At 71.5% G+C, this 14,374-nt stretch carries 11 protein-coding genes; 5 read left to right on the top strand and 6 right to left on the bottom strand.

The window, feature by feature from the left end; genetic code table 11:
• Position 1 precedes the first annotated feature (1 nt).
• Complete coding sequence (locus tag ACPT94_RS09920; protein ID WP_360331505.1) at positions 2 to 415, top strand: roadblock/LC7 domain-containing protein; 414 nt, start codon at positions 2 to 4, stop codon at positions 413 to 415.
• Between the two features lie 128 nt (positions 416 to 543).
• Positions 544 to 1,470, top strand: coding sequence for a DUF6397 family protein (locus ACPT94_RS09915; protein WP_425245661.1), 927 nt, complete (start codon positions 544 to 546; stop codon positions 1,468 to 1,470).
• 13 nt (positions 1,471 to 1,483) lie between these two features.
• Here the strand turns inward: ACPT94_RS09915 and ACPT94_RS09910 are convergent, their stop codons facing one another.
• Together ACPT94_RS09910 and ACPT94_RS09905 are read right to left on the bottom strand one after the other, a co-directional pair.
• Positions 1,484 to 2,350, bottom strand: coding sequence for an acyl-CoA thioesterase (locus ACPT94_RS09910; RefSeq protein ID WP_360331499.1), 867 nt, complete (start codon positions 2,348 to 2,350; stop codon positions 1,484 to 1,486).
• 43 nt (positions 2,351 to 2,393) lie between these two features.
• Complete coding sequence (locus ACPT94_RS09905; protein WP_360331496.1) at positions 2,394 to 4,907, bottom strand: DEAD/DEAH box helicase; 2,514 nt, start codon at positions 4,905 to 4,907, stop codon at positions 2,394 to 2,396.
• A gap of 145 nt (positions 4,908 to 5,052) precedes the next feature.
• Here ACPT94_RS09905 and ACPT94_RS09900 point away from each other — a divergent pair, with 145 nt between their 5' ends.
• Positions 5,053 to 5,847 carry a metal-dependent hydrolase gene (locus tag ACPT94_RS09900; RefSeq protein ID WP_425245660.1) on the top strand — a complete coding sequence of 265 codons (795 nt, stop codon included), beginning with the start codon at positions 5,053 to 5,055 and terminating at the stop codon, positions 5,845 to 5,847.
• Between the two features lie 26 nt (positions 5,848 to 5,873).
• On the opposite strand, the gene ACPT94_RS09895 is transcribed toward ACPT94_RS09900, so the two are convergent.
• From ACPT94_RS09895 to ACPT94_RS09880, 4 genes are all read right to left on the bottom strand, one after another.
• A complete protein-coding gene (locus tag ACPT94_RS09895) occupies positions 5,874 to 6,128 on the bottom strand; it encodes a type B 50S ribosomal protein L31 (protein ID WP_360331490.1) in 255 nt (84 codons plus the stop codon).
• A 51-nt stretch (positions 6,129 to 6,179) separates the two neighbouring features.
• Positions 6,180 to 6,650 carry a DUF5709 domain-containing protein gene (locus tag ACPT94_RS09890; protein WP_360331487.1) on the bottom strand — a complete coding sequence of 157 codons (471 nt, stop codon included), beginning with the start codon at positions 6,648 to 6,650 and terminating at the stop codon, positions 6,180 to 6,182.
• 445 nt (positions 6,651 to 7,095) lie between these two features.
• Positions 7,096 to 8,922 carry an ABC transporter ATP-binding protein gene (locus ACPT94_RS09885; protein WP_360331485.1) on the bottom strand — a complete coding sequence of 609 codons (1,827 nt, stop codon included), beginning with the start codon at positions 8,920 to 8,922 and terminating at the stop codon, positions 7,096 to 7,098.
• Positions 8,919 to 10,721: an ABC transporter transmembrane domain-containing protein gene (locus ACPT94_RS09880; RefSeq protein ID WP_360331482.1), complete on the bottom strand. Its 1,803-nt coding sequence runs from the start codon at positions 10,719 to 10,721 to the stop codon at positions 8,919 to 8,921. The genes ACPT94_RS09885 and ACPT94_RS09880 overlap by 4 nt, the downstream gene beginning before the upstream one ends.
• Before the next feature lie 245 nt (positions 10,722 to 10,966).
• Between ACPT94_RS09880 and ACPT94_RS09875 the strand changes: the two genes are divergently transcribed.
• Both ACPT94_RS09875 and ACPT94_RS09870 read left to right on the top strand, forming a co-directional pair.
• Complete coding sequence (locus ACPT94_RS09875) at positions 10,967 to 12,646, top strand: peptide-N4-asparagine amidase (RefSeq protein WP_425245659.1); 1,680 nt, start codon at positions 10,967 to 10,969, stop codon at positions 12,644 to 12,646.
• A 196-nt stretch (positions 12,647 to 12,842) separates the two neighbouring features.
• The gene (locus tag ACPT94_RS09870) at positions 12,843 to 14,276 is read left to right on the top strand and encodes a cation:dicarboxylate symporter family transporter (protein WP_425245658.1); all 1,434 of its coding nucleotides are present in this window, start codon (positions 12,843 to 12,845) and stop codon (positions 14,274 to 14,276) included.
• The last annotated feature ends 98 nt before the right edge of the window (positions 14,277 to 14,374 follow it).

Raw genomic sequence — 14,374 nt, 5'->3', positions numbered from 1 at the left:
CATGGCGCAGAAGCGAGGACTGGGGTGGCTGCTGGACGACCTGACCGAGCGGGTCGACCACGTGCGGCACGCACTGGTCCTGTCCAACGACGGGCTGGTGGCCGGCGCGAGCACGGGACTGCGCCGGGAGGACGCCGAGCATCTCGCAGCCGTCTCGTCCGGACTGCACAGCCTCGCCAAGGGATCCGGACGCCACTTCGGCGCGGGGCAGGTACGCCAGACGATGGTCGAGTTCGACGACGCGGTGCTGTTCGTCACCGCGGCCGGCACCGGCAGCTGCCTGTGCGTCCTCAGCGGCGCGCAGGCCGACATGGGCCAGATCGCCTACGAGATGGCGCTGCTCGTCAACCGGGTCGGCGAGCACCTCACGGTGGACGCCCGCCACCCCGAGCGAGCGTCACTGACAGACCTCTGACCTGCACTTTCGTTATCCCCCGTGGAGTTATCCACAGGCCTGCCACGAGATCCGCGAATCCGGCTACGGTCTTTTTCGAGGCCACCGCGGACGGCGCGGGCCACTTCACTCCACGGGGGAGACGGACCATGTCAGGCAACACCGCCACGCAACCGCACACCCTTTCCTGCACCTTCAGCCGTGCGGCGAGGGAACTGGGCCTGAAACGCATCGAGTTCGACCTCGCCGTGCATCTGGGACGCATCAGGACAGTGCCCGACGAGGGCGGAGGGGGCCGCCGGGTGGCCCGCGCCGAGCTCGACCGGCTGCGGGCGACGCCCGGTCTCCCCGAGGCGCTGCGCAAAAGCGTCGAAACCGTGGGGACCAGCGAGGGCGCGGCCGTCATGGAGGTGCCGCCCACCCGTTTCACCCGCCTCGCGCGGCTGGGGCTCGTGGTGCCCGTGAAGTTCTACCTGAACCGCTACCGGGCCGTCGTCTGGCTGTATCTCGCCGACGAACTACGGCAGTTCGCGGACGACAAGGACAACGCACCCCTGTTGACCGGCCGGACACCCGGAAACCTGCGGGAGCAGTTGGCCACCGGCCTGGACCTGCGGCCCCGCAACTGGCGCGGACGCCACCTCGGCTTTCTGCTGCGGCAGGCCGACGGCCCCTGGCAACGCGCGGGAGCACTGGCCGCACTGCTCGACCCCGTCCAGATCGCGGAGATCGTCAAGGACCCCTACGAACGTTCCCACCTGAACCGCTTCCGACCGGGGCCGCCGGCCCACGGAGCCCCGGGGACACCGGCCGCGCACCTCGTCGAAAAGATCACGACGGCGGACGACCCCGACGAGATCGACTGGCTGCGCTCCGACCTCGCCCAGGCCCTGGAGGAGGCCCGCTCGCATCAACCCGCGCCACGTCCCTCGCCGAAGCCGAAGCGGTATCCGAATCCGAAGCCGAAGTCGTCCCCGCCGCGCCCGGCGGCGGAACCCGAGCCGACCGGCGGCCACGAGCGCCCCGGGCGAGCCAGGAGCGGGCTGCTGGGCTGGCTGCGCCGCAGAAACGCGTGACGCTCCCGGCGGCCTACAGCGGCCGGAACAGTCCCTCCTGGACGACCGACACCAGCAGACGGCCCCGCACGTCGTAGATCCGCCCGCGAGCGAGACCGCGTCCGCCCGTCGCGATCGGCGACTCCTGGTCGTACAGGAACCACTCGTCCGCGCGGAACGGCCGGTGGAACCACATGGCGTGGTCCAGCGACGCCATGTCGAAGTTCCGCGGACCCCACAGCGGTTCGACCGGGAGACGGACGGCGTCCAGGAGGGTCATGTCGCTGGCGTACGTCAGCGCGCAGGTGTGCACGAGCGGGTCGTCGCCGAGCGGCCCGACCGCGCGCATCCACACGGCGCTGCGCGGCTCGGCGTCCTTGACCTCTTCGGCGCTCCAGCGCAACCGGTCCACGTAACGGATGTCGAAGGGCTGACGACGCGCCATCCGCTCCAACTGCTCGGGCAGCGCGCCCAGATGAGTCCTGACCTCCTCGGCGACCGTCGGCAGCGACTCCGGGTCCGGGACCTCGCGGGCAGGTGGCAGCTGGTGCTCGAAGGGACCTTCCTCAGGCTTGTGAAAGGAGGCGGTGAGATTGAAGATCGTGCGTCCCTGCTGCACGGCGGTGACCCGGCGGGTCGTGAACGACCGCCCGTCCCGCACCCGTTCGACCTGGTACACGATCGGCACGCCCGGCCGGCCCGGGCGCAGGAAGTACGCGTGCAGCGAGTGCACGGGCCGGTCGCCCTCCGTGGTCCGGCCGGCCGCGACCAGCGCCTGGCCGGCCACCTGGCCCCCGAAGACCCGCTGCAGGGACTCCTGCGGGCTGCGGCCCCGGAAGATGTTGACCTCGATCTGCTCCAGGTCGAGCAGGTCGACGAGCCTCTCGGCCGGATTCGTCATCGGTGCGCTTCTCCTGTGCCTGCTTCTGTGCCTGATCCGGTGCTCACAGCTGGCCGACGTCGGTGACCCGGACGACCGCGCGGCCCTCGGCGTCCGACGCCGCGAGGTCGACCTCCGCGCTGATGCCCCAGTCGTGGTCGTCGTTCGGGTCGTCGAAGATCTGGCGGACACGCCACAGCCCGTTCTGCGGCTCCTCCTGGATGACGAGCAGCTTGGGGCCGCGGGCGTCCGGACCGGTGCCCAGGTCGTCGTACTCGTCCCAGTACTTGTCCATCGCCTCGCCCCACGCGTCGGCGTCCCAGCCGGACTCGGCGTCCATCTCGCCGAGCTCGTCGACCTGGTCGAGGGCGGCGAGCTCGACGCGGCGGAACATCGCGTTGCGCACGAGGACCCGGAATGCACGCGCGTTGGCGGTGACCGGCTTGACCTCGTCGGCCTTCTCCTGGGCCTCCTCGGCGGTCATCTCCTCCGGGTTCGCCAGCTGCTCCCACTCGTCCAGCAGGCTGGAGTCGACCTGGCGCACCATCTCGCCCAGCCACTCGATCAGGTCCTGCAGGTCCTCGGACTTGAGGTCGTCCGGGACCGTGTGGTCGAGGGCCTTGTAGGCGCTGGCCAGGTAGCGCAGCACGATGCCCTCGGTACGGGCCAGCTCGTAGTGGGACACCAGTTCCGTGAAGGACAGCGCCCGCTCGTACATGTCCCGGATCACCGACTTCGGCGACAGCGGATGGTCGCCGACCCAGGGGTGACTCTTGCGGTACGTGTTGTACGCGTGGAAGAGCAGCTCCTCCAGGGGCTTGGGGTAGGTGATGTCCTGGAGGCGCTCCATGCGCTCCTCGTACTCGACGCCGTCCGCCTTCATCGCGGCGACCGCCTCGCCACGCGCCTTGTTCTGCTGGGCGGCGAGGATCTGGCGCGGATCGTCGAGTGTGGACTCCACGACGGAGACCATGTCGAGCGCGTAGGACGGCGATTCCGGGTCCAGCAGCTCGAACGCGGCCAGCGCGAAGGTGGACAGCGGCTGGTTCAGCGCGAAGTCCTGCTGCAGGTCGACGGTGAGGCGGACGATGCGGCCCGTGGCGTCCGGCTCGTCGAGCTTCTCGACGATCCCGCCGTCCAGCAGCGAGCGGTAGATCGCGATCGCGCGCCGGATGTGCCGCAGCTGCTGCCTGCGCGGCTCGTGGTTGTCCTCCAGCAGGTGCCGCATCGCCTCGAAGGCGTTGCCGGGGCGGGCGATCACGGACAGCAGCATGGTGTGCGTCACCCGGAAGCGCGACGTCAGCGGCTCCGGCTCGGACTCGATGAGCTTCTCGAAGGTGTTCTCCGTCCAGCCGACGAAGCCCTCCGGCGCCTTCTTGCGCACCACCTTGCGGCGCTTCTTCGGATCGTCGCCGGCCTTGGCGAGCGCCTTCTCGTTCTCGATGACGTGCTCCGGCGCCTGCGCGACCACGAAGCCCGCCGTGTCGAAACCGGCCCGGCCGGCCCGGCCCGCGATCTGGTGGAACTCCCGGGCCCGCAGCGTGCGCACACGGTTGCCGTCGTACTTGGTCAGCGCGGTGAACAGCACGGTCCGGATGGGCACGTTGACGCCGACGCCGAGGGTGTCGGTACCGCAGATCACCTTCAACAAACCGGCCTGGGCGAGCTTCTCCACCAGGCGCCGGTACTTGGGCAGCATGCCGGCGTGGTGCACCCCGATGCCGTGCCGCACGTAACGCGAGAGATTGCGGCCGAACTTCGTGGTGAAGCGGAAGTTGCCGATCAGCTCCGCGATCTGCTCCTTCTCCTCCCGCGAGCACATGTTGATGCTCATCAGCGCCTGCGCCCGCTCCACGGCCTGCGCCTGCGTGAAGTGCACGATGTAAACGGGAGCCTGCTTCGTCTCCAACAGGTCGGTGAGCGTCTCCGTGAGCGGCGTGTACCGGTACTCGTAGGACAGCGGCACGGGCCGGGTCGCGGAGCGGACCACCGCGGTGGGGCGGCCGGTGCGGCGGGTGAGGTCCTTCTCGAAGAAGGACACGTCGCCGAGCGTCGCCGACATCAGGACGAACTGTGCCTGGGGCAGCTCCAGGATCGGGATCTGCCAGGCCCAGCCGCGGTCGCCCTCCGCGTAGAAGTGGAACTCGTCCATGACGACCTGGCCGACGTCCGCGTCCTTGCCGTCGCGCAGCGCGATCGAGGCGAGCACCTCGGCGGTGCAGCAGATGACCGGGGCATCGGCGTTGACGGACGCGTCGCCGGTCAGCATGCCGACGTTCTCCGTGCCGAAGATCTTGCACAGCTCGAAGAACTTCTCCGACACCAGCGCCTTGATCGGGGCCGTGTAGAAGGTGACCTCGTCCCGGGCGAGCGCGGCGAAGTGCGCACCCGCGGCGATCATGCTCTTGCCGGAGCCGGTGGGCGTCGACACGATCACGTTCGCGCCGGAGACCGCCTCGATCAGCGCCTCCTCCTGATGCGGGTAGAGCGTGAGACCGCGCTCCTGGGCCCAGGACTCGAAGGCGTCGTACAGGGCGTCGGGATCTGCGGTCGGCGGCAACTGATCGATGAGGGTCACGCCCCCATCTTGCCTGCCCCGGTGCCCGAGGGGGGAATCGGATGCCGGACCGAAGATCACGGCCGCTACGCTGTCTCGCCGACGGAGCGTCATCGCACCCGGTCAACTGGACAGCGGCTCACGAGGAATGGGGCGGGCAACGGCCATGATGGGACCAGCACACTCACTGTCGGGCGCCGCCGCCTGGCTCGGCGTCGGTGCGGCAGCCGCCGCGGCCGGGCACTCCATGCCCTGGCCGGTCCTGTTGTGCGGTGCGTTGATCTCCGCCGGCGCCGCGCTCGCTCCCGATCTCGACCACAAGGCCGCGACGATCTCCCGAGCCTTCGGTCCCCTCTCGCGCTGGCTGTGCGAGGTCGTCGACAAGCTCTCCTACGGCGTCTACAAGGCCACCAAGAAGCAGGGCGACCCGCGCCGCTCCGGAGGTCACCGCACGCTGACGCACACCTGGCTGTGGGCGGTCATGATCGGCGCGGGCACCTCGGTGCTGGCCATCACCGGTGGCCGCTGGGCGGTGCTGGCGATCCTCTTCGTGCACATGGTGCTGGCGATCGAGGGTCTGCTGTGGCGGGCGGCGCGCGGTTCCAGCAGCGACGTGCTGGTGTGGCTGCTGGCGGCGACCAGCGCCTGGATCCTGGCCGGGGTCCTGGACAAGCCGGGCAACGGCGCGGACTGGCTGTTCACCGAGCCCGGCCAGGAGTACCTGTGGCTCGGGCTGCCGATCCTGCTGGGCGCCCTGGTGCACGACATCGGGGACGCGCTGACCGTCTCGGGCTGCCCGATCCTGTGGCCCATCCCGATCGGGCGCAAGCGCTGGTATCCGCTGGGTCCGCCCAAGGCGATGCGGTTCCGGGCGGGCAGCTGGGTCGAGCTGAAGGTGCTGATGCCGGTGTTCATGGTGCTCGGGGGAGTGGGCGGCGCGGCCGCGCTCAACGTGATCTGAACCCCGGCCGCGTCGGCGGGGGCGGCTCAGGTCGCCGTGCCCTCGCCGTAGCGGCGCTCGAAGCGGGCGATGCGGCCCTCCGTGTCCACCGTGCGGGCCTTGCCGGTGTAGAACGGGTGGCTCTCGGAGGAGATTTCCACGTCCACGACCGGGTAGGTCTCGCCGTCGTCCCATTCGATCGTCTGGTCGCTCGTCGCGGTGGACCGGGTCAGGAAGGCGTAGCCGGCGGCGCGGTCACGGAAGACGACCGCGTGGTAGTCGGGGTGCTTGTCCTGCTGCATACGTGCTCCTCGTGCGGTGGGGTCAAGGGCGACGGGCCGGGGGCGGCCCCGTCAGCCGGACAGGGTGTCCTCGTCGACGATGTGCATCGCGGCCTCCTCGGCGGAGGCGGCCGCCCCGTCGATGCCGACGTCGGTGGCGATCAGAGCGCTTTCCTCGTCCTCGTGGGCTCCCTCGTCCGGCGCCACCAGTCGGCCGGAGCGGGCCGCGCCGACCTCGTTGTCCAGGAGTTCCCCGTCTGTGCCGTCGCAGTCGCCGAGGCCGTCGCCGTCGGGTGGGGCGATGTCCGGCAGCTCCTCCGCGAGCCGCTGGTCGAGGGTCTCGCCCTGTCGGCGCTCCGCGGCCGTCACGCCGGTGTGCTCCACGGCCCACGGCCTCTCGGGAGGCGACCAGCCCCGGTCCAGGGGGTCGCCGACGCCGTCGTTCACCAGTGTGTCCTCCGCGTCGAGCAGTCCCGCATCGTCCTGGATCTCGGATGCGTCGGGCTGGTAGACGTCGTCCCCCCATCCATCGGGGCTGTTCACGGGTACCTCCAGGGGATGACGGGCCCGTACTCACCGCGGTCGGCGGTGGGACACCGCCGCACGGGACACCGGCCGAACGCGGCGCGCTCCGGACGGATCAGCCCGACCGCCTCCAGTGCGGGTGCCGCTCTCCAGCGTTCCACCCCGGCTCGGGGCCGCGCAACGGCAAACGGAAGGGGACGGCCGGACCCCGGGCGCGGGAGGCGGGGCACGGAGGCTCCGACCCGGAATGCGCGGCAGCCGCCCGTGCGGACGCGGAACCGTGCCCACAGGCGATCCGGACCGCCGTTCAGCCGACGAGGACCGTCGTTCGACCGGTCAGAGCGGCCGTTCCGCCGTGGTGGCCGAGCCCCGGAGCCGACCGCCCGCTCACGGCCCCGTCGCCGCACTGCCGCCCGCCGGACCGGCGCCCCCCGTCACCGGCCGGGCCGCTCCGTCGCCCCGCTCAGCCGTGCCAGGACCGCCAGAGTGCCGCGTAGGCCCCGTCCGCGGCGACCAGGTCCGCATGGCTGCCCAGCTCGCTGATGCGGCCGTTCTCGACGACGGCGATGACGTCGGCGTCGTGGGCGGTGTGCAGACGGTGGGCGATCGCGACGACGGTGCGGCCGTCGAGGACGCGGGCCAGCGACCGTTCCAGGTGGCGGGCGGCGCGTGGGTCGAGCAGCGAGGTCGCCTCGTCGAGGACCAGCGTGTGCGGGTCGGCCAGCACCAGCCGGGCCAGAGCGATCTGCTGGGCCTGCGCCGGGGTCAGCGCGACCCCGCCCGAGCCGACCTCGGTGTCGAGGCCGTCGTCCAGTGCCCGTGCCCAGCCGTCCGCGTCGACGGCGGCCAGCGCGGCCCACAGTGCGGCGTCCTCGGCGTCCTCGGCGCCTTCCCCGGTCCCCTCGCCGGGGTGGAGCCGGGGGTGGGGGAGGGCGAGCCGGAGGTTGTCGCGCAGCGAGCCGACGAAGACGTGGTGCTCCTGGTTGACCAGTGCCACGTGCGAGCGGACGCGTTCGGCGGTCATCCGGGACAGTTCGGCCTCGCCGAGCGTGATCCGGCCGTCCCGCGGCGCGTAGATGCCGGCGAGGAGGCGGCCCAGCGTGGACTTGCCCGCGCCCGAGGGGCCGACCAGGGCCAGCCGGGTGCCGGGGGCGACCTCCAGGGACACCTCGCGCAGCACGTCGACCCCCTCGCGGTAGCCGAAGTGGACCCGGTCGGCGAGCACGTCACGCCCGTCCGGCTCCAGCGCGGGATCCCCGGCGTCCGGCTCGATGTCGCGCACGCCGACGAGACGGGCCAGCGACACCTGGGCCACCTGCAGCTCGTCGTACCAGCGCAGGATCAGGTTCACCGGGTCGACCAGCATCTGGGCGAGGAGGGCGCCCGTCGTGAGCTGGCCGACGCCGATCCAGCCCTGCAGGACGAACACCCCGCCGAGCATGAGGACCGAGCCGAGCACGGTGACGTGCACGACGTTGATCACCGGGAAGAGCACCGACCGCAGCCACAGCGTGTACCGCTCCCAGGCCGTCCACTGCTTGATCCGCAGCTCCGACAGCTCGATCCGGCGGTCGCCGAGGCGGTGGGCCTCGACGGTGCGCCCGGCGTCCACGGTCTCGGCGAGGGCGGCGGCCACGGCGGCGTACCCGGCGGCCTCGGAACGGTAGCCGGCCGGTGCCCGCCTGAAGTACCAGCGGCAGCCGACGACCAGCAGCGGCACGGCGACCAGCACGGCCGGTGCCAGGGGCGGAGCCGTGACGACGAGTCCGCCGAGCAGCAGCGCGGCCCACATCACGCCGATGGTCAGCTGGGGCACGGCCTCACGCATGGCGTTGGCCAGCCGGTCGATGTCCGTGGTGATGCGCGACAGCAGGTCACCCGTCCCGGCCCGCTCCAGCACACCCGGCGGCAGCCGGACCGACCGGACGAGGAAGTCCTCGCGCAGGTCGGCCAGCATCCGCTCGCCGAGCATGGCGCCCCGCAGCCGTACCTGCCGGACGAAGGCGGCCTGGACGACCAGGGCGAGCACGAACAAGGCGGCGGTGAGCTCCAGATGCAGCTCCCGTGCCCCGTCCGACAGCCTTTCCACGACATCGCCCAGGAGCCACGGGCCCACCATCGAGGCGACGGTGGCGACCGTGTTGACGGCGAGGAGCAGCAGGAAGGCGCGGCGGTGCCTGCGCAACAGTTCGGCCACGTAGGCGCGTACGGTGGCGGGTGCGCCGACGGGCAGCGTGTTCGCCGTCGTCGGTGCCGCCGGGTCGTACGCCGGTGGCGCCACGCCGATCATGCGGTCTCCTCGATCTCTTCCAGTTTCGTGTCGTGCAGTTGGGTCAGCACACCGCTCAGAGCGGCCTCTTCGTCGGTCTCCCGGGTCACCACGGCGCGGTACCGCGGCTCGGTGTGCAGCAGTTCGTGGTGCACACCGACCGCCGCCGCCCGGCCTTCGTGCACGAGGACGACCCGGTCCGCCCGGTCCAGGAGCAGCGGGGACGACGTGAACACCACTGTCGTGCGCCCGGCGCGCAGTTCCCGCAGCCCCTCGGCGATCCGTGCCTCGGTGTGCGAGTCGACGGCGGAGGTGGGTTCGTCCAGGACGAGGACCTCCGGGTCCGTGAGCAGCGACCGGGCCAGGGCCAGCCGCTGGCGCTGGCCGCCGGACAGGGAGCGGCCCCGTTCGGTGATGCGGGCGTCCAGCGGGTCGTCCGCGTCGAGCGAGCCCTGGACGAGGGCTTCGAGAACGTCCCCGCACTGGGCGGCCGCCAGTGCCGCCGCCGCGTCGACGGTCCCCGAGGCGGGCACGTCGAGCAGGTCGCGCAGGGAGCCGGACAGCAGGACCGGGTCCTTGTCCTGGACGAGGACGGCGGTGCGCGCGCAGTCCAGTGGCAGTTCGTCCAGCGGAACCCCGCCGAGGAGGACCGATGGGCCGCCCTCGGAGGGGTGCCCGCCCAGACGTTCCGCCAGCCGCCCGGCCGCGTCCGGGTCGCCGCACACCACGGCGGTGAGACGGGCGGCCGGGGCGAGCAGCCCGGTGGCCGGGTCGTACAGATCGCCGGAAGGGAGGTCCGCCGGGCGGGTCCCGCCGACGTCCGTGGCCCGTTCCAGCGCCAGCACCCCGGCGGCGCGTTTCGCCGACGGACGGGAGAAGGAGTAGGCCATCGCGATCTCCTCGAAGTGACGGAGGGGATACGCCAGGACCATGACGGAGCTGTAGACGGTGACGAGTTCGCCGACGGAGATCCGGCCCTCGCGGGCCAGATGGACGCCGTAGAACACGACCGCGATCAGCAGCAGGCCCGGCAGCAGCACCTGGATGGCGCTGATCAGGGACCACATGCGGGCGCTGCGCACGGCCGCGTGCCGGACTTCCTGGGAGGCGCGGCGGTAGCGGTCGAGGAAGAGTTCCTCGCCGCCGATGCCGCGCAGCACCCGCAGGCCGGCCACGGTGTCCGAGGCCAGCTCGGTGGCGCGGCCCGCCTTCTCGCGCTGGAAGTCGGCGCGCCGGGTCGCGCGGGGCAGCAGAGGCAGCACCGCGACCGCGAGGACGGGCAGGCCCACCGCGACCACCACGCCGAGGGCCGGCTGGTAGACCACCAGGCCGACGCAGACCAGCACGACCGTGAGGGCGGCGGCGGTGAAGCGGGAGACGGCCTCCACGAACCAGCCGATCTTCTCGACGTCTCCCGTGGAGACGGCGACGACCTCTCCGGCGGCGACCCGTCGGTTCAGCGCGGAGCCCAGCTGGGAGGCCTTGCGGGCGAGAAGCTGCTGGACGCGGGCGGCCGCGGTGATCCAGTTGGTGACGGCGGTACGGTGCAGAAAGGTGTCCCCGAGGGCGGTGGCCGCACCGCACAGGGCCATCAGCCCGCCGGCGAGAGCGAGCCGCGAACCGGAGCGGTCGACGACGGCCTCGACGGCGAACCCGACGCAGAAGGGCTGCGCCGAGACGGCCACGAAGTGCAGCAGTCCCCAGGCCAGTGACCTGAGCTGGCCGCCCAGCTGGTTGCGGCCGAGCCACCACAGGAAGCGGGGCCCCGAGCGCGCGTCGGGCACACCCGGGTCGGGATACGGAAGGTCTTGGATCTGCATGACGTCCCAGTGGCTCGTGTCAGGGGGTGAATGGGGGAAGCGGACGAAGGGGGAGTCCGCGACGGAGGAGCGGCGGCAACAAACCGTGCAAGGTTCGCTTCGGAGGGTGGTCAAAATCAACCGATTTTCCATGGCGGCGCATGGATCCGGCTGCCGCCCGACGCGGCGCGGACGTCCTGATTCCGGCAACCCGTCCGGGGGAGGCGTCATTGCGGGAGGGCTCAACTCCCCGTAGAACACCGGCCATGAGAAGCCGGATCATCATGTCCATGCTCACCGGAGCGGCCCTCCTGGCGAGCGCACTCCTCGGCACCGCCCCCGCCCACGCGGCCCCCCTGCCCGCGACACCCGCCCACGCGGCCTCCACACCTGTGGTCGGCGCCTCCGTCGACACGGGGGTCGCCGGCTCTCGACCAGCAGAGGTCCCCGCCGAGTTCGGCACCGACTGGCGCGACCCCCTCACCGCCGCCCCGCCCGTGACCAAGCCGGCCACCAGATCCTGCCAAGTCACCGTCGCCGAGGCGCAGTTCCGTGACTTCACGCCGTACCGCGGGACGTACAGCCCGCCCAAGGACTGCGGCGACCGCTGGAGCAAGGTGGTGCTGCGGCTCGACGGCAAGGTCAAGGGCCGGCAGTTCGACCGTCTGGGCCATCTGCGTGTGGGCGGTGCCGAGATCCTCCGTACCTCGACGCCAGAGCCGTCGCCCGACGGGATCGAGTGGTCCGTCGAGAAGGACGTCACGCGCTACAGCGACACCCTCCGTGGCACGCACGACGTCGAGATGCTCATCGGGAACGTCGTCGACGACACGTACACGGGCGTCATCGACGTCAAGGTGACGCTCACCTTCTTCACGGGACGCCCGTCCGCCACCCCCGACCGCGTCCTCACCCTCGCCGACGGCGCCACCCTCACCACGCCCCGCAACAGCGAACGCATCGTCGCCGAGGTCTACGCCACCGGCTCCGGCGGCGGCTGCGAGGAGTACTGGTACCTGACGGTGCCCGCCGACGCGCCCTACTCCTGCCACGCGGACGACGGCCCGTACCGCGAGGTGCAGCTCCGGATCGACGGACAACTGGCCGGGATCGCCGCACCCTTCCCGCACGTGTGGACCGGCGGCTGGTCCAACCCGTTCCTCTGGTACGTGATTCCGGGCCCCCGTGCCTTCGACATCAAGCCGATCGAATACGACCTGACCCCCTTCGCCGGGCTCCTCAACGACGGTCGTCCGCACCGCGTCGAGGTGTCCGTCGTCGGCGTGCCCGAGGGACAGAGCGGCTGGAGCACACCGGTCAACGTGCTGGTCTGGCAGGACGAGAAGAAGGCCGTGGTGGGCGGGAAGCTCGTCCGGCGGGAGGCGGGCGGCCTCACCGACCCCACCACCTACACGCCCGGTGCGGAGCATCGCGTGGACACCGAGGGCGGTCACCGTCTGACCGTCGCCGGTTACGTCGACACCTCCCACGGCCGGGTGACGACCACCGTCACCCGCTCCCTGGCCGCCACCTTCGCGCACCGCTGGACCGACGGCGAGACCGTGGACGGCCTCGACGCCACCTGGAGGGACGACGAGTCGGTCACCGTGGACGGCCGCGGGCCGACGCGCACGACGCGTGTCCACCGGACCTACACGATGAACGGCACGACCACGCTCGGTGCCGGCGACCGGCTGCGCACGGCCTTGACCCTCGGCGACCGGGCCGACGCCGTGACGACCCTGAACGGCCGGCGCACGGCGTGGTCGCGGCTCGACGACACCTACACGGGTGACGCCACGTTCACCGTGAACGTGCCGCGCGACCAGCGTCACGCGGTCGGCACGACGAGCGAGCGCTACCGGTTCCACGGCTCCTCGGGCTGCCACGACCGCGAGTTGACGACCGTGCAGGGCGTCCTCACCGAGGACCGCGGCGGCTGCTGACGTGAAGGGGGCGCGGCAGGTGCGGAGATGAGTGGTGTGCCATGTGTCACTCGTGTGGCCTTTTACGCGCACGCAACACGGAGGCATTCCGCTTGAGCGACTCGCCCTCCAGAGTGAGCGTCACGGAATCCGCTTTCCGTATCGCAGAAGTCTCTCTCCCGGCTTCTGTGAGTCCACGTCCCCTCTAGGAGTGCTTGTGCCGCAGTCCGTACCGTCCCTGCCGCGACGCGTCGCACGCATACTGCGTACCTCTCTCTTCGCGCAGGTCGCCTGCGCGCTCGTGCTCGGCATCGTCGTCGGGAAGCTGTGGCCCGGCGTCGCCACGGATCTCAAGCCGCTCGGCGACGGTTTCACCAGGCTCATCAAGACGGTGATCTCGCCGCTCGTGTTCTGCGTGGTCGTCGTCGGCATCGCCAAGGCCGGTGACCTGAAGGCGTTCGGCCGGATCGGGCTCAAGGCCCTGATCTGGTTCGAGATCGCGTCCACGGCCGCTCTGCTCATCGGTCTGGTCGCAGCCAACGTCGTGCAGCCCGGCTCGGGGATGAACGTGGACCCGTCCACGCTCGACGCCTCGGCGATCGACGAGAAGACCGGCGGTGGTTCGCTGCCCTCGACGACCGAGTTCGTCCTGAACGCGCTGCCCACCAGTTTCCTGGGCGCCTTCGCCGAGAACGCCCTGCTCCAGGTGCTCCTGCTGGCCTGTCTGGTGGGTGCGGCGCTGCTGCACCTCGGGCACACCCGGGTGCCGCAGGTGCTCCCCGCCGTCGAGCAGGCACAGGAGATCGTCTTCGCGATCGTCGGCTTCGTCATGCGGCTGGCCCCGATCGCCGTGTTCGGCGCGATGGCCGTCCTGGTCGGCCAGTACGGGCTCGGCGTGATGAAGACGTACGCCAAGCTGATCATCCTGTGTTACGCGGCCGCGGCGCTCTTCGTCGTGCTGCTCGCCGTCGCTCTCCGGATGGTCGCCGGGCTCAGCCTCTGGAAGTTCCTGCGCTACATCCGCGAGGAGATGCTCCTCGCGCTCGGCACCGCCTCCACCGAGTCCGTCCTGCCCCGGGTGATGCAGAAGCTGCGCAGGGCGGGCGCCCGAGACGACGCCGTGGGCCTGGTGCTGCCGACGGGGTACTCCTTCAACCTCGACGGCGCCTCGCTCTACCTGTCCATCGGCACGCTGTTCATCGCCCAGGCCGTCGGCGTGGACCTCAGCCTGGGCCAGCAGCTCACCGTGATCCTGGTGCTCATGCTGACCAGCAAGGGCATGGCGGGCATCCCAGGTTCGGCCTTCCTGGCCCTGTCCGCGACCGCCTCCTCCCTCGGGGCCGTCCCGGCCGGCGCGGTCGCCCTGCTGCTGGGCGTGGACCGCATCATGGACTCGATGCGCGTCGTCACCAACCTCCTCGGCAACTGCGTGGCGGTCTTCGCCGTCGCCCGCTGGGAGGGTGCACTGGACCTGGAGCGGGCCAGGAAGGTGCTGGACGGGGACGTCGCGTCCCTGCCGGACGAGAGCGAGGAGGGGCCCGAGAGGCCCGCCGGCAAGGCTCCCGACACCCCGGACGCTTCGGACGAGGCGTCGACCGCGGGCGTCCCGGCGCAGTCGGCGGTCAGGGAACCCGCCCCCGAGGCCGGCTGACGGAAATCCGGACACACGGGCCGCGGGGGGGGGGGCCCCCCCCCCCCCGGCCCCCCCCCCCCCCCCCGCCCCCCCCCGGGGGGGGGCCCCCACCAACC

Source organism: Streptomyces aurantiaciflavus (genome assembly GCF_049808595.1).
GTDB lineage: Bacteria > Actinomycetota > Actinomycetes > Streptomycetales > Streptomycetaceae > Streptomyces.
Note: the sequence above shows the minus strand (reverse complement) of the source record. Positions and strands in the feature narration are given on the sequence as shown.